Genomic DNA, 19,353 nt, shown 5'->3' with positions numbered 1-19,353 from the left:
AGGGCGTAGGGCAGAATTGAAATTGCAGCTCAGTTTCGTGAGTATGGATTCCGGGCTCGCGCTGCGCGAGCGCCGGAATGACGGGAGGAGAGATCACACCTCTCTCCACGCGTCATTCCGGGGTAGCCGCGTAGCGGCTGAGCCCGGAATCCATAACGACGGCTCTCGGATGGCATACTACGTCTATCTACTGGCGAGCAAAAAACACGGGACGCTCTATCTGGGCGTCACGAATGATCTCATTCGACGCGTCTACGAACACCGAACCAAGGCGGCTCCGGGCTTCACCTCGCGCTATGACATCGGCAAGCTCGTCTCGTTCGAAATCTACGACAACGCGATCACGGCCATCGCGCGCGAGAAAGAGCTGAAGAAGTGGCGGCGCGACTGGAAAATCAGGCTGATCGAGGAGAACAACCCGAATTGGGACGATCTGTATCCGGGGATTTGTGGTTGAGACGGTGCCTCACACTTATCGTCGGGAGTATGGATTCCGGGCTCGCGCCGGCTGCGCAAATGGCTTTGCCATTTGCTTGCCGACGCACCCCGGAATGACGCATCGAGAGGTCATGCGCTCTTTCCTCCGCCATTCTGGGCCAGCACAGTGTCGGGGGTATAGATCATCGACGGATGCCATATGCTTGGCCGGCGATGAGCGCAACATCTTGGTGTCACGAACTACGCACGCACAGGCGCCACTGATCGCGCTACGCGCGGCGAATGAACGCAGCTGCCGCTGGATGTTACAAACTGACCTGATTGGAATGTGAGACGAGCCATGATCGACGGAAACACCCTGATCGCCTGGGGCTTCAAGCCCGGTCGCTGGTTCAAGGAGGGACTGGCGACGGCCAATGCGATGCGGGCCGATGGCGCCGATGATGACGCGATCTTCGCCGCGCTGCAGGCGCTGCAGCCGGCGGAGACGCTGATGCGCACCAACGGCGTGCCGTTCGCGATGCTGATCGAGGCCGACAACGAGCTGGAGTGCGCCAATGTCGCGGCGGTGACGCAGCACATGGATGCGTTGATGCGGGTGCCGACCATCGTGGCCGGCGCCGTGATGCCGGACGCCTGTCCGTCGGGAACGGCGCTCGGCACCATCCCGGTCGGCGGCGTGGTCGCCTGCGAGGACGCGATCCATCCGGGCTTCCATTCCTCTGACATCTGCTGCTCAGTGGCGGTGACCGTGTTCAACCGCGGGGACGACCCGAAGCGCATCCTTGACGCCGTCCACGCCGTGACCCACTTCGGTCCCGGCGGACGCGACCGGCTGCATCAGCCGCCGGGCGAGGTGATGAAAGGCTTTGACGGCAACCCGTTCCTGAAGGGGCTCGAGCGCTTCGCGATCGGCCACTTCGCCACGCAGGGCGACGGCAACCACTTCGCCTATGTCGGCCATCTCAAATCGACCGGGCAGGTGGCGCTGGTGACGCATCACGGCTCGCGCGGCTTCGGTGCCCAGCTTTACAAGCGCGGCATGAGCGTGGCGAAACGGCACACCGCGATCCACGCGCCGAAGGTCCCGGAGCACAGCGCCTGGATCAAGGCGTCGAGCGACGACGGCCGGGCCTATTGGGAGGCGTTGCAGGTCGCGCGGCTGTGGACCAGGGCCAATCACCACGCGATTCACGATCTCGCGGCGGCGAAGCTCGGCAACGCCGTCGCGGACCGGTTCTGGAACGAGCACAACTTCGTCTTCCAGAAGAGCGACGGCCTGTACTACCACGGCAAGGGCGCGACGCCGAACTGGTCCGGCTTCTCGGCTGACGATGACGGACGCACGATCGTGCCGCTCAACATGGCCGAGCCGGTGCTGATCCTGAAGCATCGCGACAACAAGGATGCGCTCGGCTTCGCGCCGCACGGCGCTGGCCGCAATCTCGGGCGGAAGGCGTTTTTGCGCGCGCATCGCCCGGAGATGCCTGAGGGCATCGATGCGCGGTTCTATTGCGGCAAGCCTGATTTGTCGGAGCTGCCGCAGGCCTACAAGAACGCGGCGTCGGTACGGGCGCAGATCGCACGCTACGGCCTCGGCGAGGTGACCGACGAGGTGATCCCTTACGGCTCGATCATGGCCGGTGACTGGGAAGCCGACGCGCCGTGGCGGAAGGGGCGATGAAGACTCCAAATCGGTGAGGTCGCCCACGGGCGGCCTCCTGTTGACGGGGCGGCAGGCGCCGGAGGTGATCAGCGGCCGCGTGGCCGCCGGTTCATTTGGCGATTGCGCATGGTCGGGCCTTCCATCATCCTCAGGCTGTGAAGAAGGGGGGAGACGCGATGACGAGCCTGGATGCGGGTGCCATCGGGCCGAAGCGCGAGCCGTGGTGGGCGATCGCGGGGATCTTCATCGCGGGCTTTGCGCTGCTGTGCCTGCTGCTGGCCTCGCCGGTACTGATCCGCTCCTTCCTGTATCAGCCGTTCAACATCCCTTCATCCTCGAACATTCCAACGCTTCTCGTCGGCGATGTCTTCTTCGTGTCGAAATATCCCTACGGCTACAGCCGTTTCACTTGGCCGTTGTCTTGGCCTTCCTCGTTGCCGCCGTCGGCGCGCATCTGGGGCGCGACACCTGCGCGCGGTGATGTGGTCGCGTTCTTCCTGCCGAAAGACAATGCGACCGTCTACATCAAGCGCGTCGTCGGACTGCCCGGCGATCGCGTCCAGATGAAGGAGGGAGTGCTCTACATCAACGATACGGCCGTCGAGCGGGAGCGGGTCGAGGATCTGACCGGAGAGGCGGCCTGCGGGGGCGGTGCGAACGAGCGCGTCACGCGCTGGCGCGAGACCTTGCCGAATGGCGTGAGCTACGAGACGCTGGATTGCGTCAGCCACGGCTTCTTCGACAATACCAACGTCTTCGTCGTGCCGCCCGGGCGGCTGTTCATGCTCGGCGACAACCGCGACAACTCGACCGACAGCCGTGTGCTTGGCACCATCGGCTATGTGCCGATCGAGAATGTCATCGGCCGCGCCGCGATGATCTTCTTCTCGGCCACCAGCGCCGAGAAAGGCAAGCCGGGCCGGATCCGTTTCGAGCGGATTGGGACGATGGTGAAGTAGGGCGGCGCGGAGCCCGTAGCCCGCATGAGCGAAGCGACATGCGGGATCACCTGCTCGGTTCGTGACACTCCGGATGTCGCTCCCGCCTGCGCCCTTCGGGATGCGGCGTGCGCTCATCTGAACTACGCATTGAAGGCATCGGGGGCATGAGCCCGAAACCGAGGCTGGCGATGCGACAATTCCAGCACAAACGAAAACCCCGGCATCGCTGCCGGGGTTTTGCAATTGTCGTCTGCGACGAAGCGTCGGACTTAGAAGTCCATGCCGCCCATGCCGCCGCCCGGAGGCATCGCGGGGCCGCCGGCGTTCTTCTTCGGCAGCTCGGCGACCATGGCTTCGGTCGTGATCAGCAGCGCAGCCACGGAGGCGGCGTTCTGGATCGCGGCGCGAACCACCTTGGTCGGGTCGATGATGCCCTTGGAGACCAGGTTGCCGTACTCGCCGGTCTGGCTGTCGAAGCCGTAGGCGTACTGGTCCTTCTCCAGGATCTTGCCGACGATGACCGAGCCGTCCTCGCCCGCGTTGATCGCGATCTGGCGGGCCGGGGCGGAGAGCGCCTTGCGGACGATCTCGATGCCAGTCTTCTGGTCGTCGTTCTTGGTGCGCAGGCCCTTGAGCTGCTCGGACGCCCGGAGCAGGGCGACGCCGCCGCCCGGCAGGATGCCTTCCTCGACAGCCGCGCGGGTCGCATGCATCGCGTCATCCACGCGATCCTTGCGCTCCTTGACCTCGACCTCGGTCGCGCCGCCGACGCGGATCACCGCGACGCCGCCCGCGAGCTTGGCCAGACGCTCCTGCAGCTTCTCACGGTCGTAGTCCGAGGTGGTCTCCTCGATCTGCGCCTTGATCTGGTGCACGCGCGCCTCGATGTCGGCCTTCTTGCCGGCGCCGTTGACGATCGTGGTGTTCTCCTTGTCGATCATCACCTTCTTGGCGCGGCCGAGCATCGAGAGGTTGACGTTCTCGAGCTTGATGCCGAGATCCTCCGAGATCGCCTGGCCGCCGGTCAGGATCGCGATGTCCTGCAGCATGGCCTTGCGGCGATCGCCGAAGCCCGGCGCCTTGACGGCCGCGACCTTCAGGCCGCCACGCAGGCGGTTGACGACCAGGGTGGCGAGCGCCTCGCCCTCGACGTCCTCGGCGACGATGACCAGCGGCTTGCCGGTCTGCACCACGGCCTCGAGCAGCGGCAGCAGCTCGTTCAGCGAGGAAAGCTTCTTCTCGTTGATCAGGATGTAGGCGTCATCCATCTCGACGCGCATCTTGTCGGCGTTGGTGACGAAGTAGGGCGAGATGTAGCCGCGGTCGAACTGCATGCCCTCGACGACGTCGAGCTCGGTCTCGAGCGACTTGGCTTCCTCGACGGTGATGACACCCTCGTTGCCGACCTTCTTCATCGCGTCGGCGAGGAACTTGCCGATCTCGGCGTCGCCGTTGGCGGAGATGGTGCCGACCTGGGCGATCTCGTCGTTCGACGTGACCTTCTTGGAGTTCTTGACGAGGTCGGCAACGACCGCCTCGACCGCGAGGTCGATGCCGCGCTTCAGATCCATCGGGTTCATGCCGGCGGCAACCGCCTTGGCGCCTTCACGCACGATGGCCTGGGCCAGCACGGTCGCGGTGGTGGTGCCGTCGCCGGCCGCGTCAGCGGACTTCGAGGCGACCTCGCGCACCATCTGCGCGCCCATGTTCTCGAACTTGTCGTCGAGCTCGATCTCCTTGGCGACGGTGACGCCGTCCTTGGTGATGCGCGGCGCGCCGAACGACTTGTCGAGGACGACGTTGCGGCCCTTCGGACCGAGCGTGACCTTGACGGCATTGGCGAGGATGTCCACGCCGCGCAGCATGCGGTCGCGAGCGTCGACGCCGAACTTTACGTCTTTTGCTGACATATTGGGTTTCCCTGAGTTGAATTGGTCGTCTCACCCTGGGCAGGGCGCCCGCAGGCGCTCCTCAGGGTGAGCGTTGAGCGGGTTGGCTTAGGCGGCCTTCTTCTTTGACGCGGTGTCGGTGAGCACGCCCATGATGTCGCTTTCCTTCATGATCAGCAGCTCGTGGCCGTCGATCTTGACCTCGGTGCCCGACCACTTGCCGAACAGCACGCGGTCACCGACCTGGACGTCGAGCGGGACCAGCTTGCCGCTCTCGTCGCGGGCGCCCGGGCCCACCGCGATCACTTCGCCCTGCGAGGGCTTCTCCTTGGCCGAGTCGGGGATGATGATGCCGCCAGCGGTCTTCTCTTCGGCGTCGATGCGCTTGACCACGACGCGGTCGTGAAGCGGACGGAAAGCCATACAGTCCTCCTAAGCTATTGAGGCGATTGTCAGTTTCTGGGAATTTGGCAGTCGGCGCCGGCGAGTGCCAGCACGCAGGCTGGATTTAGGGGAGAGCATTCGGCCGGGCAAGGGCTTGTAGCAGAAAAATTAGCAGTCAACTGCGGGCTCTGCCAAAGCGTTCCGATAGCGTTAACGGGAGCGGAACGAACCATGAAACCCCGTATTAGCACCTGGGCTAAGTGGCTGCTAATGCAGCATTTTTCAACATGTCGTTAAACATTTAAGCTTGAGATGGGTTGAGGACATGCGTCACATTTCTAGGCAGTGAGCGCATCTTTGCCGGGTGGCTCCATCCCGGATGGCCACACGGACATGCGCTCCAGAAACGGAGGTTGGCATGGTGTCGAAGGTTGAGGTTTCCGAGGACTTTCGGAAACAGGTGCTGGGTTACGGGCTGACGACGGCGCAGATCCTGTATCGGATGCCGGACCATCGCTCGCTGCTGCAGACCTATGTCTGGCAGAACTACGACCTGTTTCCGAAATTCCCGGCGCTGCAGGACTTCCTGGCGTTCTGGCAGGAGAAGATCGAGGGTCCGCTGTATTCGGTCACGGTGGCGCATTCCAAGCTGATCAAGCCGGCCGAGCTGCGCGCTGTCGACGGCGTGTTCCGGCTGCATTGAGGCTGACAGCCACCGCTGCCGCCTCATGACCGGTGTCATTCCGGGGCGCGCGAAGCGCGAGCCCGGAATCCATCGGGCGGCAGAACGCGCGGAGGAATGGATTCCGGGCTCGTGCTTCGCACGCCCCGGAATGACGACCTTTGTTGGAGCGGCTGCTGAGCCTCTCCAATCCAATATGTGCTACCCTCGCGACGAGGACTCGTAGGGAGAGCACCATGGCCACCAAGAGCCGGACGACCAAGCCCGCATCACGCGCCGCCGCCAAGTCAGCGGCGCTGAAGACCGGCAAGAGCAGCAAGGCGACGGCGAAGGCCGTTACGAGAACTAGCGCCAAGCCGCTGGCGAAGACGCCCGCCAAGCCGGGCCGGGCGGCTGCGCCCTCGGCGCGCAAGGCGCTGGCGAGCAAGGGGCGACCAGCGCCGGCGCCGCGCCGCCGCAAACAGAAGGTCGCGATCAGCCATCACCGCGAGGAGGACTTCAAGGCCGACGGCCTGCGCGCTTATGCCCATTACCGCGACCTCGGCATCGCCGACGCGACGCACGGTTTGGCGCGCGCGCATGTCATCCGCATGCTGCCGCCGTGCAATCCGCAGGAAGTCTCCAAGCTGCACACCCATGCGGTCGACTTCCAGATGGTCTATGTGCTCAAGGGCTGGGTGAAGAGCTACCTCGAAGGCGTCGGCGAGACGCTGATGCAGGAGGGCAGCTGCTGGACCCAGCCGCCGAAGATCCGGCACATGATCCTCGACTATTCCGACGACGTCGAGCTGCTGGAAGTGATCCTGCCGGCCGACTTCAAAACCGTCGAACTGTCGACGTAAAGCCGACAGAAATGGATGGAAACATTCGCGTGCGATGGACGGCGGTCCCATCGCGCGTGTGTGTTGACATCCGGTCTCGCGTCATTGGGACGGATGGGCCGGCGACGAATCCGTAAGACGTGTTCGCCGCGGGCTTGCGTAAAGGCGTACCCGTTCCGTTGCCGCGCTTCGTCGTCCAGTTCGCTCCCACGATCCCGTGCGTGCCTCGCACGCGCGCATCGATGCAGCCCCGCATCGCCAGCGCGGGCGCCGGCCCGGCTTCAGATGTAGGACATCGCGAGGACATCGACTGGCTGCGCGCCATCGCGGTGCTCTCCGTCGTCGCATTCCATTTCGAGGCGCCGGCGATCTTCGGCGGCTTCGTCGGCGTCGACATCTTCTTCGTCATCTCCGGCTACCTGATCACCGGCATCATCGCCGCGGAGATCGGGGCGGGCCGCTTCTCGTTCGTGCAATTCTACGAGCGGAGGGTGCGGCGGCTGCTGCCGGCGCTCTACGCCATGGTGGCGTTCGCGGCGCTCCCGGCGTCGCAGGACATGCTGGGCTCCGAGCGCGCCGAATTCTTCCGTTCCGCGGCCGCCGTCGTCACCTTCACTTCGAACATCTTCTTCTGGCAGCAGTCGGGCTATTTCGACCACGCCGCGGTGGAGAAGCCGCTGCTGCACGCCTGGTCGCTCGCGGTCGAGGAGCAGTTCTATCTGGTGCTGCCGATCGTGGTCTGGGCCGTGTTGCTGATAGCGCGCGGCCGCAGGCTGGCGCTGACTTTCACGCTGGCGCTGCTGGCTGCCGGCTCGTTCGCGCTCGGTTTGCTGCTGATGCGAGGCGGCGCGTCCGCGAGCGCATTCTTTCTCAGCCCGCCGCGCGCCTGGGAATTCCTGCTCGGCAGCCTGGTCGCGATATCCGGCCTTCCCGCACCGCGGCCTGGTCTCGCCCAGCGCGGCGCCCGCGCGCTGTCGCTGCTGCTGATGGCGGTGCCGATTCTGGCGTTGCGCCCCGGACCGGGTTTCCCCGGCGTCGACGCGCTGGCGCCATGCCTCGGCGCCGCGCTGTTCCTGTGGAGCGGCGCCGGCGTGGCCAACGTGCCGCGTAGCCCGCTATCGCCGCTCGGCGTGGCGGCGTTCTTCGGCCGCATTTCCTATTCGCTGTATCTGTGGCACTGGCCGTTGTTCGCCTTCGCGCGATTCGCCAAGCCCGGCCTCGCGCTCGACGGCTGGGAGCGGGTGGCGTTGTTCGCGCTCACGGTCGCAGTCGCCACGCTGTCCTGGCGCTTCATCGAGCAGCCGTTCCGCCATCGCAAACTCGCAGCGACCCCGCGCGCGGCCTTCGGTCTTGCGGCGCTGGCAAGCCTGCTGCTGATGGCCGGCAGCGGCGTGGGTCTGTTGCGCGCCGGCGCCGTGTCGGACGCCGACCGCGCGGCGCAGCGGCTGGACGCCTACAACGCCTACGACATGAAGCCGGTCTATCGCTACGGCACCTGCTTCACGACGCCGGACGGGCGCGTGCCCGAGGATTGTCTCCGTCCAGTGCCTGGCAAGACCAACTTGCTGCTGTGGGGCGACAGCTTTGCCGCGCACTACTATCACGGCCTCAAGGCCGAGCTCGATCCGGACACCGTCAACATCATGCAGGCGAGCCAGCCCACCTGCATGCCGACCTTCAACGCGGAGACGCAGGGCGTGGCCGCCTGCCGCGCGCTGGCGGCCCAGATGCGCGACTACTTCGCGGCGCACCGGCCCGATCTGGTGGTGATGTCAGCCGATTGGCTCGAAGATGCCCGATCGCCGCGCTTTGCCGGAATGGTGCGCGACCTCAGGTCGACCCTGTCTCGGCTCAGTGATGCCGGCATTCCGGTGGTGCTGCTCGGTCCCTCCGTGCAATTCCGCGCGCGGCTGCCCTCGATGCTGGCGCGCGCCACCTTGCGCGGCATGGCGCCGGATCCCGTGGCTTTCGTCCGCTCGGACATCTTCGCGCTGGATGCGGCCATGCAGGCGGGGCTGCCGAGTGGTGAGGGCTTTTCCTACGTCTCGATCCTGTCGGCGGTCTGCGAGAGCGGACGCTGTCCGCTCACGGTCGGCGACGTCCCGCTGTCGTTCGACCACGCGCATCTCACGGCGGCGGGCTCGCAGCTCGTGATGGCCCGGATCGCGCCGCTGCTTCTCCCGAAGACGACCGAGCTCAGCTCACGTCAGCAGGCCGACGATCGCGCCCATCAGGCAGGTGGTGAGGGTGCCCGAGACGATTGATTTCAGGCCGAGCGCGTTGATCTCGTCGCGCCGGGTCGGCGCCATGGTGCCGAGGCCGCCGATCATGATGCCGAGGCTGGCGAAGTTGGCGAAGCCGCACATCGCATAGAGCATGATCAGACGAGCGCGCGGGTCGAGTGCGCTTGCATCGAGCTTGGCCAGCTCGACATAGGCGATCAGCTCGTTCAGCACCGTCTTGGTGCCCATCAGGCTGCCGGCGGTGACGGCCTCCGACCACGGCAGGCCCATCAGCCAGCACACCGGCGCCATCACGAGGCCGAGCAGCCGCTGCAGCGAGATGTCGGCGCCGCCGATGGCGGGCAAGAGCGACAGGATCGCGTTGGCGAGATGCACCAGCGCGACCAGCACCAGCAGTAGCGCCACGATGTTCATCAAGAGTTCGAGCCCGGCGCTGGTGCCCTTGACGATCGCGTCCATGGTCGAGGTGGCCTGAGTCCCGGGATCGCCGAGCGCGCCGCCGGTGAGCTGCTTCGACGTCTCCGGCACCATGATCAGGCTGACCAGGATCGACGCCGGCGCGCCGAGCACCGAGGCGATGACGAAATGCGCGGCGGCATCCGGGATCAGTGGCGCCAGCAGCGTGGCGTAGAGCACCAGCACGGTGCCGGCGATGCCGGCCATGCCGCCGGTCATGACGAGAAACAATTCGCTGCGCGTCATCTGCGCCAGATACGGCCGGATGAACAGCGGCGCTTCGACCATGCCGAGGAAGACATTCGCGGCGGTCGACAGGCCGACCGCGCCGCCGACGCCGAGGGTGCGCTCCAGCAGCCAGGCCATGCCGCGCACCAAGGGCGGCAGCACGCGCCAGTAGAACAACAGCGTCGTGAGCACGCTCATGACCAGCACGATCGGCAGCGCCTGGAAGGCGAGCACGAAATCGGCACCGGGCGCCTTCAGCTCGAAGGGCAGGGCGCCGCCGCCGACAAAGCCGAAGACGAAGGAGGTGCCGGCCCGGGAGGCCGACGAGATGGCGCCCACGACGTCGTTGATGGCGCCGAACGCGCGGGCGACCGCAGGCACCTTGAGCAGGACGATGGCCGTCACGAGCGTCACCACCAGCCCGAGCCCGGCCTGCTTCAACGACACCGCGCGCCGGTTTTCACTGAGCGCCCATGCGATCGCGAGCAGTGCGATTATCCCGAACGCCGATTGCAGCTGAAGCATCAGATCCCCCGAACCCCGTTTCATTATGGGCGCAGGGAACTGCCGCGTGCAATGCCGCGCGGCCATGCGGGGCCCGCGATTGACAAGCAGTGAGGGCTGCGTCACGCAGGCGCCATCATGTCGTCCACCGTCCCGATCGGCGCGCGCGATCTCTTGAAGCAAAGCGCGTTCCTGTTCTTCCTGTCGTCCCGCAGCCTGTCGCGCTTTGCGAGCCAGATCGCGGCGGTGGCGATCGGCTGGCAGATCTACGATCTGACCGGGCGCGCCTTCGATCTCGGCATGGTCGGGCTGATCCAGTTCCTGCCAACGGCACTGCTGGTGTTCGTCGCCGGCAGCGCCGCCGACCGATTCCAGCGCAAGCGCGTCGTGCAGCTCTGTCAGCTCGTCGAGGCGCTGACGGCGCTCTATCTGTGCTGGGGCGCTTACGCCGGTCAGCTCGGCGAATTCCAGCTATTCGCGGCCGTCTTCGTGCTCGGCATTGCCGGCGCCTTCGAAAGCCCGGCCACGGCGGCGCTGCTGCCGCTGATCGCGCCGTCCGGCACCTTGCAGCGGGCCAGCGCGCTGTCCAGCGGTGCAGCGCAGCTCGCGACCATCGCGGGGCCTGCGATCGGCGGCTTCGCCTATGCGGTCGCGCCCGGTGTGCCCTACGGCATCATGATGCTGTTCTGGATCGGAGGCATGGCCCTGACCGGCCTGATGCAGGTGCCTGATGACGTGCCGGCCGAGCGGCTCGAGGGCAGCAAGGACGATCTGTTCGCCGGCGTCCGCTTCATCCGCGCCAATCCGGCGATCCTCGGCACCATCTCGCTCGATCTGTTCGCGGTGCTGCTCGGCGGCGTCACTGCGCTGCTGCCGATCTACGCGCGCGATATCCTCGACACCGGGCCGTTCGGGCTCGGCGTGCTGCGCGCCGCGCCCGCGGTCGGCGCGCTGGCGATGACGGCGGTGCTGGCGCGCTACACCATTCGGCGGCGCGTCGGCCTGCGCATGTTCCAGGCGGTCATCGTGTTCGGTGCGGCGACGGTCGTGTTCGCCGTCTCGCATGTGATGTGGATCTCGGTCGCTGCGCTCGCCGTTCTCGGCGCCGCCGACACCGTCAGCGTCGTGATCCGCTTTTCGCTCGTTCAGCTCGCCACGCCCAACGAGATGCGCGGCCGCGTCGGCGCGGTGAACTTCCTGTTCATCAACGCCTCCAACCAGCTCGGCCAGTTCGAGAGCGGCGTCACCGCCGCGCTGTTAGGGGCCATGCCCGCCGCCATCCTCGGCGGCGTCGGCACCATCGCGATCGCGCTGGCGTGGATGAAGCTGTTTCCGGAGCTGCGGAAGGTGGAGCGGTTGGAGTAGGGCGAGCCGGCCGCGCTCTCTCCGTCATTCCGGGGCATCGCGCAGCGATGAGCCCGGAATCCATCACCATGAGACGTCGTGTGACGAAGATAAATGCCACATCCATCTCGCGCCACACCACCGCGTGTGGCTATGGATTCCGGGCTCGCGCTTCGCGCGCCCCGGAATGACGAGTGGAGAGAGCAGGGAGCGGGATCTGAAAGAAGTGATCACCCCCGTCCCACGAACGGCATCTTCGTCGCCATCACCGTGATGAACAGGACGTTGGCGTCGAGCGGCAGGCCGGCCATGTAGGCGACGGCGTCGCCGACGGCCTTCACGTCCATGCGCGGCTCCGGCATCATGCGGCCGTCGGGCTGCAGCACGCCGCCGACCATGCGCTCGGTCATCGGCGTCTCGGCGTTGCCGATGTCGATCTGGCCGACCGCGATGTCATAGGCGCGGCCGTCGAGGTTCGACGCTTTCGTCAGACCCGTGATCGCGTGCTTCGTCGAGGTGTAGGGCGAGGAGAACGGCCGCGGCGCGTGCGCCGAGATCGAGCCGTTGTTGATGATGCGGCCGCCGCGCGGCGATTGATCCTTCATGATGCGGAAGGCGTGCTGCGTGCACAGGAACGGCGCAGTGAGGTTGGTCGCCACCACCGACTGCCATTGCTGCAAGGTGAGGTCCTCGAATGGCACCGGTGGCGCGCCCATGCCGGCATTGTTGAACAGCACGTCGAGCCGGCCGTAGGTCGACTTCACGGTGTCGAACAGCGCCGCGATCGAGGCGGGGTCCATCATATCGGCGGAGACGGGGAGGCTCATGCCGGCTGGGCCGAGCTTGGCGGTCTCCTCCAGCATCTCCTTGCGGCGACCGGCCAGCACCACGGTGAAGCCGGAGTTCATCAACGCGAGCGATGCGGCGCGGCCGACCCCCGTGCCTGCGCCTGTCACCAGCGCGATCTTCTTTGCCGCTTCAGCCATGTTTCCTCACCTTCAGTTCAAGTGTTTTGCAGTTTCAGTGTTTTGACTCGCTCTGAGTCTTATAGGGCGGCCTTGGAATGTTGTTATGCGCAGCGCGCAGGGCCGCCGACCAGCGCGAGCGGAGATCGTGGAAATAGGGCTCGCCGGCCTCGATGCGATGATTGAGGTCTGCCTCGCAGGCCTCCGCGCGCACGACCAGGACGTCGATCGGCAGGCCGACGCCGAGATTGGAGCGCATCGTCGAGTCCATCGAGATCAGGCCCGTCTTCAGCGCCTCGTAGAGCTCGACGTCGTAATGCATGGCGCGGTCGAGCACCGGCTTGCCGTATTTGTGCTCGCCGATCTGCAAGTAGGGCGTGTCGGTGGTGCATTCGATGAAGTTGCCGGCGGTGTAGACCATGAATAGCCGCATCCGCGAGCCCTTGATCTGGCCGCCGAACAGGAAGGAGACGTCGAACGAGATGTCTTCGGCCTTCAGCGCCGGCCCTTCGGTGGCGTGCACCATGCGGATCGCCTTGCCGATGCGCTGTGCGGCCTGAAACATCGTCGGCGCGTTCATCAGGGTCTCGACCTCGCCGGTGTCGGGGTCTTCCATCCCTTCGGTCAAGGTCGACAGCACGGATTGGCTAATGGCGAGATTGCCGGCGCTGGCGACCGCCACGATGCGCTCGCCCGGATTGGAGAAGATGTGCAGCTTGCGGAAGGTCGAGACGTTGTCGAGACCGGCATTGGTTCGGGTGTCCGCGATCATGACGAGGCCGTCACGCACCAGAATTCCGCAGCAATAAGTCATCTCAGTCCCCTCGAGCCATTGCGCGAATTACTAGCGAAAATCGGCCTCCCGTCCACCCCCGCCAATGTCGAAGCCGGGATGAGTGGTCGCTCCACAAAAGGTCGTCATTCCGGGGCGGAGCGAAGCGACGAGCCCGGAATCCATCCCTCCGTGCATTCTGCCACCCGATGGATTCCGGGCTCGCGCTTCGCGCGCCCCGGAACGACACCATGGGTGGAGCGCGCGTTCCAGAATTCAGGACTGCCGCTGCGACTGGGATTGCGACGGACCGCCGCGGCCGACCTGCTCGACCTTCACTTTCACGGTGAGCGTCTCGGTGCCGCCGCCATAGCGTGTGCCGCGCACCGGCGCCGCACCGAGATAATCGAGCCCGATCGCGACCCGGACATGAGCGTCGGTGGTGCAGATGCAGTTGGCGGCATCGAAACCGACCCAGCCGAGATCCGGTACATAGGCTTCCGCCCAGGCATGGCCGGCCTCCTGGTGCACTGCACCATCGGAACGCAGGAAGTGGCCGGATACGAAACGCGCGGGAATGCCGGCGGCGCGCGCGCAGGCGATGAAGATATGCGCATAGTCCTGGCAGACGCCGCGCTTCAGCACGAAGGCTTCCGCTGCCGAGGTGCCGCTGTGGGTCGGATCCTCGTCGAAGGTCATGTGCTCGTAGACCTGCATCATCAGCGTGTGCAGGAGGCCGAGTACGTCGCTCTCCGACTCCGCGCGCAGATCGCGCACGACGGCGGCCATGGCCGCATTTGCGGCCGTGAGCGGCGTCTGCCGGAGGAAGAAGCTGGGCGGGAAGCGTTCGTCCGCTCCCTTCAGCACGCCGCCGGTGTCGTGGGTCTCGACCAGTCCTTCGGCGGTGATCGTGAGGTCCTCGAGCGCGCCATGCGTGATCACGTGGGTGATGTTGCCGAATGCGTCCTCGTGCATGTCGAGGCGGGAATCGGTCGACACGTCGATCTGCCACTCCGCCACATATTGGCCGTCATTGCTGCCGGGCGTCATGCGGATGATCTGGATCGCGCCGGTCGCCGCCGGCTCGTAGCGGTAGGTGGTGGAATGGGAGATACGCAGGCGCATGGCGGTCGACCAGTCTTCGTCAGATGTGCTGTCCGCGGTAGCTCGTTTCACCTCTCCCTGAAAGGGGGAAGGAGGATCCCTCGGGCGGAGGGCAGGGGCCGGGTGCCGGACGTGGTCTCGCAGTCACAGTCCGACGGCCGCCCATCGCCGTATTCGCCGCGCTCCAGGCGCTCAGATCAGATACTGCTTGGTGATGATCTCTCCGAGCCGTGAATTGTCGGCGATGAACTCCTGGATGAACTCGTGCACGCCGCGCTGGAAAATGTCGTCCATGTTGGAGTGGTCGAGCCGGTTGCGGACGCCGCGGGCATGGCGCTGCGCGGCCCCCTGGCGGCCATAGGCGACGCCGATCTGGTCGAGATTGCGGACGAGGTTGCCGTAGCAGCTCGCCAGCGAGCGCGGCAGCGTGTCGTTGAGGATCAGCAGGTCCGCGATCAGCCAGGGCTTCAGCGTCTCGCGATAGACCCAGTGATAGGCCGTCAGCGCCGAGACCGAACGCAGGATCGAGGTCCACTGGTAGTAGTCGAGCGGACCGCCGACGTGCTCCTCCTCGGGCAGCAGCACGTGATATTTGACGTCGAGGATGCGGGCGGTGTTGTCGGCGCGCTCCAGATGCAGCCCGAGCCGCGAGAACCAGTAGGCGTCGTTGCGCAGCATGGTCCGGTAGGCCGAGCCGTCGAAGCGCAGCGAGGTTTCCTGCACGAAGCGCAGGAAGCGCGCCAGCTCCTCGCGCGTCTTGGTGCCCTTGCTCCAGACCTCCTGGAGCTCGATCCAGGAGCCGTTGAGGGTGTCCCACATCTCCGACGTCAGCGCCGTCCGCACCGAGCGGGCGTTGAGGCGGGCGGCCTCGATGCAGTTCTTGATCGAGGACGGGTTCGACTGGTTGAACGAGAGATATTCGACGACGTTCTGCTCGTTGGCCTCGGAGTAATGCTCGTAGAAGCTGACATTGACGCCGGCGGTCATCAGCGCCGATTCCCACTCATTGGTCTTGCCGATATAGGCCGCGGGAAGCGCCGTGACGCGCAGGGTGGCGTCGATGGTGCGGGCGAGGTACTCGGCGCGCTCGACGTAGCGGGCCAGCCAGTACAGGTTTTCGGCGGTGCGCGACAGCATGGGCAATCTATGAGGTGCGATGTGAACCCGCCCCTGCGACGGGGAAGGCATGCACGGGAACGAAGCGCGTGAAGCGAGGGCGGCGAGGCTTACTCATCCAGCACCCATGTGTCCTTGGTGCCGCCGCCCTGGCTGGAATTCACCACCAGCGAGCCTTCCTTCAGCGCCACGCGGGTGAGGCCGCCGGGTACGATGGTGGTGCGGTCGCGTCCCGTCAGCACGAACGGGCGCAAATCGACATGGCGCGGCGCCAGGCCAGACGCGACGCAGGTGGGGCAGGTCGAGAGCGCCAGCGTCGGCTGCGCGATGAAGCCCTCCGGCTCGCGCTTCAGCTTGTCGCGGAACGCCTCGATGGTCGCCTTGGTCGCGGCCGGGCCGATCAGCATGCCGTAGCCGCCCGAGCCGTGCACCTCCTTGACGACGAGCTCGCCGAGATGGTCGAGCACGTAGGACAGATCCTGCGGCTCGCGGCAGCGCCAGGTCTGCACGTTCTTCAGGATCGGCTCCTCGCCGAGATAGAACTTCACGACATCGGGCATGTAGGAGTAGATCGCCTTGTCGTCGGCGATGCCGGTGCCGACCGCGTTGGCGAGCGTCACGTTGCCGGCGACATAGGCCGACATCAGGCCGGGCACGCCGAGCGCCGAGTCCGGGCGGAAGGTGAGGGGGTCGAGGAAGTCGTCGTCGACGCGGCGGTAGATCACGTCGACCCGCTTCAGCCCCTCGGTGGTGCGCATGAACACCTCGTCGTTCTTGACGATGAGGTCGCGGCCCTCGACCAGCTCGATGCCGAGCTTGTCGGCCAGGAACGAGTGCTCGTAATAGGCGGAGTTGTAGATGCCCGGTGTCATCAGCGCTACCGTCGGCTCGGCCGAGGCGCTGAGCGGCGCCACCGAGCGCAACGCCGACAGCAATTCGTCCGGATAGCGCTCGACCGGCGCGACGCGGTGGCGCGCGAACAGGTCCGGAAACAGCCGCATCATGATCTCGCGGTTTTCCAGCATGTAGGACACGCCCGACGGCGTGCGCGCGTTGTCCTCGAGCACGATGAAGTCGTTGGCGTCGACACGGACGATGTCGATGCCGGCGATATGGACGTAGACGTCGTGCGGCACGTCCTGGCCGTTCATCTCCGGGCGGAACACCGGGTTCTGGAAGATCAAGTCATCCGGGATGACGTTGGCGCGGAGGATGTCCCGGCCATGATAGATGTCGCGCAGGAACATGTTCAGCGCCTTGACGCGCTGCTTCAGTCCCTTCTCCAGCAGGGTCCATTCCTTGCCCGAGAGGATGCGCGGGATGACGTCGAACGGGATCAGCCGCTCCTGCGCCTCCGCCTCGCCGTAGACCGCGAAGGTGATGCCGATTCGCCGGAACAACAGCTCCGCCTCGTGGCGGCGATACTCCAGCGCCTCCGGCGGCGTTTCCTTCAGCCACCGCGACAGCTCCTGATAAGCCTGACGGACCTCGCCGCCCGGCCCGTTCATTTCGTCGAACGCAACTGCCATAGATGCCCGTGTGTCCCAGCCTCGCCATACACTGCATGACTCCTCGGGATGGTAGCAAGGGGCGGGCCAGCGCGATATGCATTCTCCTGCGGCATTTCGTGGGGGGTGCGAAGGCCGTGCCCGAAAAACCGGCTGCGTGGTGCTCAAATCCGCGGCATAGACTGCGACGTTCCGGATGACATTGGCGCCGTGGCGGGCCAAAAGAGACGACAGATGCGAGGAGAAACCATGAGCGAGATCGTCACCGCGGGGTTGCTGGTCATCGGCGACGAGATCCTGTCCGGCCGCACCAAGGACAAGAACATCGGCTTCATCGCCGAATACCTCACCAATCTCGGCATCGACCTCAAGGAGGTCCGGGTGGTCTCGGACGACGAGCCGGACATCATCGCGGCGCTCGATGCGCTGCGGCATCGCTACACCTATGTGTTCACCACCGGCGGCATCGGTCCGACCCATGACGACATCACCGCGGATGCGATCGCCAAGGCGTTCGGCGTCGGCATCGACCACCATCCCGAGGTCGTGGCGCGCTTCCGCGAGCGCTGGAGCGAGCAGGAGCTCAACGAGGCGCGGCTGCGCATGGCGCGCATCCCCGACGGCGCCGAGCTGATCCAGAGCGCCACCATCCTGGCGCCCGGCTTCAAGCTCGGCAACGTCATCGTCATGGCCGGCGTGCCGTCGATCATGCAGGCGATGATGGACATCGTCGCGCCGAAGCTGAAATCGGGCGTGCGCATGCTGTCGGAGACCGTGCGCGCCAATGCCCGCGAGGGCGATATCGGCGGCCCCCTGCGCGAGATCGCCAAGGCGCACCCCGAGACCATCATCGGCAGCTATCCCTTCATCGACGAGGATCAGAAGCCGAACACGCATCTCGTCGTGCGCTCGCGCGACCAGGACAAGCTGTCGGCCGCGATGGCGGCCGTGAAGGAGATGCTCGCCGGGCTCAACGTGACGCGCTAAAGCAGGTGCAGCTGTCGAGAACTCACGGACGAGATGAGATGCCAGACAAGACTTTGAGTGCAGAGGAGCGCGCGGGCCGGGCCTTCCCGGTGTCCTGGGACCAGTTTCATCGCGATTGCCGGGCGCTGACCTGGCGGCTGAACGAGATCGGGCCGTTTCATGCCGTCGTGGCCATCACCCGCGGCGGACTGGTGCCGGCGGCGATCGTGGCGCGCGAGCTTGGCGTGCGCGTCATCGATACGATCTGCATCGCGAGCTATGACCACACCAAGCAGGGCGAGCTGCAGGTCCTGAAGGGCATCTCGGCCGACACGGCGCAACTCGGCGGCGGCACCGGCAAGGGGCTCCTGATCGTCGATGATCTCGTCGACACCGGCAAGACCGGACGCATGGTCCGCGAGATCCTCCCCGACGCCCATTTCGCCACCGTCTACGCCAAGCCGAAGGGCCGGCCGCTGGTCGACACCTTCATCACCGAGGTGTCGCAGGACACCTGGATCTTCTTCCCCTGGGACACCGCGCTGTCGTTCGCGCCGCCGCTGCGCGACGGGGCGGCGTAAGCCCGGAGAGTGGCGAATAGGGAGTAGCGAATAGGGAATTCGGGTGGGCGAGGCGTTCGCTATTCGCTACTCCCCATTCGCTATTCGCCAGCCGAAGGCTCGCCATGCCGCTGCAGAACCGCGTCACGCCGATGGGCGATATCGTCGCCGCGCCGCATCGCGGCCTCTTCACCGGAAATCGCGGCATCATCCACGACCCCGCGACGAAGACGCTGCTGAACCGGCGCTGGTCGAGTCCCGCCTGGCTGGTCTGCCTGTGCGAGTTTCGCGGCAAGCGCCGCAAGGTCATGGCAACGCAAAGCTGGACCGAGCTGTTCTTCCTTGACGAGGCGACCGCGCTCGCCGCCGGTCATCGCCCCTGCTTCTACTGCCGCCGCGACGACGCCAAGAGGTTTCGTGCGGCGTGGGAGGAGGGCAACGGCGTCGGGGCACTGCGCATCTCCGAGATTGATCGCGTGCTCCATCGCGAGCGCCTCGATCGCGGTCGCAAGCGCCTGCATCCGCTGCCGACGCCGCTCGCCGCCTTGCCTGACGGGGCCATGGTGCAGTCAGGCGAGGAGAGCTTTCTGATCCGAAAAGGCAGGGCGCTGCCCTGGTCGGCGGCGGGCTATGACGCGCCACGCGCAGGGATCACCGACGCGTTGCTGTTGACCCCGCCCTCGACGCTGCGCGCGATCAAGGCGGGCTACGCGCCGGTGCTGCATCCGAGCGCGATGACCGTCGGGTGATCGGGGCGCCGTGCGGA

At 65.9% G+C, this 19,353-nt stretch carries 18 protein-coding genes; 10 read left to right on the top strand and 8 right to left on the bottom strand.

Annotation, left to right across the window (positions count from 1 at the left end):
- The first annotated feature begins 169 nt into the window (after positions 1-169).
- The 3 genes from QX048_RS14795 (at position 170) to lepB (ending at position 3,063) form a co-directional block, all read left to right on the top strand.
- Entirely contained in the window at positions 170-457 is a 288-nt protein-coding gene (locus QX048_RS14795) for a GIY-YIG nuclease family protein (protein ID WP_316191749.1), read from the top strand.
- 321 nt (positions 458-778) lie between these two features.
- Positions 779-2,122 carry an RtcB family protein gene (locus QX048_RS14790; RefSeq protein WP_316191748.1) on the top strand — a complete coding sequence of 448 codons (1,344 nt, stop codon included), beginning with the start codon at positions 779-781 and terminating at the stop codon, positions 2,120-2,122.
- Between the two features lie 158 nt (positions 2,123-2,280).
- Positions 2,281-3,063, top strand: a complete 783-nt coding sequence (lepB, locus tag QX048_RS14785) for a signal peptidase I (protein ID WP_316191747.1) — start codon at positions 2,281-2,283, stop codon at positions 3,061-3,063.
- A 251-nt stretch (positions 3,064-3,314) separates the two neighbouring features.
- Here the strand turns inward: lepB and groL are convergent, their stop codons facing one another.
- Positions 3,315-4,955 carry a chaperonin GroEL gene (gene groL, locus QX048_RS14780; RefSeq protein WP_315767500.1) on the bottom strand — a complete coding sequence of 547 codons (1,641 nt, stop codon included), beginning with the start codon at positions 4,953-4,955 and terminating at the stop codon, positions 3,315-3,317.
- 87 nt (positions 4,956-5,042) lie between these two features.
- Positions 5,043-5,357, bottom strand: a complete 315-nt coding sequence (groES, locus tag QX048_RS14775) for a co-chaperone GroES (RefSeq protein ID WP_315714736.1) — start codon at positions 5,355-5,357, stop codon at positions 5,043-5,045.
- A gap of 379 nt (positions 5,358-5,736) precedes the next feature.
- Here groES and QX048_RS14770 point away from each other — a divergent pair, with 379 nt between their 5' ends.
- The 3 genes from QX048_RS14770 to QX048_RS14760 all read left to right on the top strand — a co-directional run bounded on the left by QX048_RS14770 (position 5,737) and on the right by QX048_RS14760 (position 9,085).
- On the top strand, positions 5,737-6,021 hold the full coding sequence (locus QX048_RS14770) for an usg protein (RefSeq protein ID WP_315714735.1): 285 nt from the start codon (positions 5,737-5,739) through the stop codon (positions 6,019-6,021).
- Positions 6,022-6,236: 215 nt separating this feature from the next.
- Complete coding sequence (locus QX048_RS14765) at positions 6,237-6,842, top strand: cupin (protein ID WP_315749404.1); 606 nt, start codon at positions 6,237-6,239, stop codon at positions 6,840-6,842.
- A gap of 221 nt (positions 6,843-7,063) precedes the next feature.
- On the top strand, positions 7,064-9,085 hold the full coding sequence (locus tag QX048_RS14760; RefSeq protein WP_316191746.1) for an acyltransferase family protein: 2,022 nt from the start codon (positions 7,064-7,066) through the stop codon (positions 9,083-9,085).
- On the opposite strand, the gene QX048_RS14755 is transcribed toward QX048_RS14760, so the two are convergent.
- Positions 9,023-10,273 (bottom strand): NupC/NupG family nucleoside CNT transporter, encoded by a 1,251-nt coding sequence (locus tag QX048_RS14755; RefSeq protein ID WP_315826252.1) that lies wholly within the window; start codon positions 10,271-10,273, stop codon positions 9,023-9,025. The two genes, QX048_RS14760 and QX048_RS14755, sit on opposite strands and share 63 nt — an antisense overlap.
- A 117-nt stretch (positions 10,274-10,390) precedes the next feature.
- Between QX048_RS14755 and QX048_RS14750 the strand changes: the two genes are divergently transcribed.
- Positions 10,391-11,617 (top strand): MFS transporter, encoded by a 1,227-nt coding sequence (locus tag QX048_RS14750; RefSeq protein ID WP_315749409.1) that lies wholly within the window; start codon positions 10,391-10,393, stop codon positions 11,615-11,617.
- 209 nt (positions 11,618-11,826) lie between these two features.
- On the opposite strand, the gene QX048_RS14745 is transcribed toward QX048_RS14750, so the two are convergent.
- From QX048_RS14745 to QX048_RS14725, 5 genes are all read right to left on the bottom strand, one after another.
- Positions 11,827-12,582 carry an SDR family oxidoreductase gene (locus QX048_RS14745; protein WP_315749410.1) on the bottom strand — a complete coding sequence of 252 codons (756 nt, stop codon included), beginning with the start codon at positions 12,580-12,582 and terminating at the stop codon, positions 11,827-11,829.
- 34 nt (positions 12,583-12,616) lie between these two features.
- Positions 12,617-13,375, bottom strand: coding sequence for a peptidase (locus QX048_RS14740; RefSeq protein WP_315714729.1), 759 nt, complete (start codon positions 13,373-13,375; stop codon positions 12,617-12,619).
- A gap of 234 nt (positions 13,376-13,609) precedes the next feature.
- On the bottom strand, positions 13,610-14,458 hold the full coding sequence (locus QX048_RS14735) for a transglutaminase family protein (RefSeq protein ID WP_315826251.1): 849 nt from the start codon (positions 14,456-14,458) through the stop codon (positions 13,610-13,612).
- 171 nt (positions 14,459-14,629) lie between these two features.
- Positions 14,630-15,574 carry an alpha-E domain-containing protein gene (locus QX048_RS14730; RefSeq protein ID WP_315714727.1) on the bottom strand — a complete coding sequence of 315 codons (945 nt, stop codon included), beginning with the start codon at positions 15,572-15,574 and terminating at the stop codon, positions 14,630-14,632.
- A gap of 89 nt (positions 15,575-15,663) precedes the next feature.
- Positions 15,664-17,082: a circularly permuted type 2 ATP-grasp protein gene (locus QX048_RS14725; RefSeq protein ID WP_315714726.1), complete on the bottom strand. Its 1,419-nt coding sequence runs from the start codon at positions 17,080-17,082 to the stop codon at positions 15,664-15,666.
- A 228-nt stretch (positions 17,083-17,310) separates the two neighbouring features.
- On the opposite strand from QX048_RS14725, the gene QX048_RS14720 reads away from it, so the two are divergent.
- The 3 genes from QX048_RS14720 (at position 17,311) to QX048_RS14710 (ending at position 19,336) form a co-directional block, all read left to right on the top strand.
- A complete protein-coding gene (locus QX048_RS14720; RefSeq protein WP_315714725.1) occupies positions 17,311-18,048 on the top strand; it encodes a competence/damage-inducible protein A in 738 nt (245 codons plus the stop codon).
- Between the two features lie 38 nt (positions 18,049-18,086).
- Entirely contained in the window at positions 18,087-18,608 is a 522-nt protein-coding gene (gpt, locus tag QX048_RS14715; RefSeq protein WP_315714724.1) for a xanthine phosphoribosyltransferase, read from the top strand.
- Between the two features lie 104 nt (positions 18,609-18,712).
- Entirely contained in the window at positions 18,713-19,336 is a 624-nt protein-coding gene (locus tag QX048_RS14710; protein ID WP_315826250.1) for a hypothetical protein, read from the top strand.
- Positions 19,337-19,353 lie beyond the last annotated feature (17 nt).

This window comes from Bradyrhizobium sp. SZCCHNS30572, from assembly GCF_032484415.1.
Taxonomy (GTDB): Bacteria; Pseudomonadota; Alphaproteobacteria; order Rhizobiales; family Xanthobacteraceae; genus Bradyrhizobium.
This window is presented reverse-complemented; position numbering and strand designations above follow the sequence as displayed.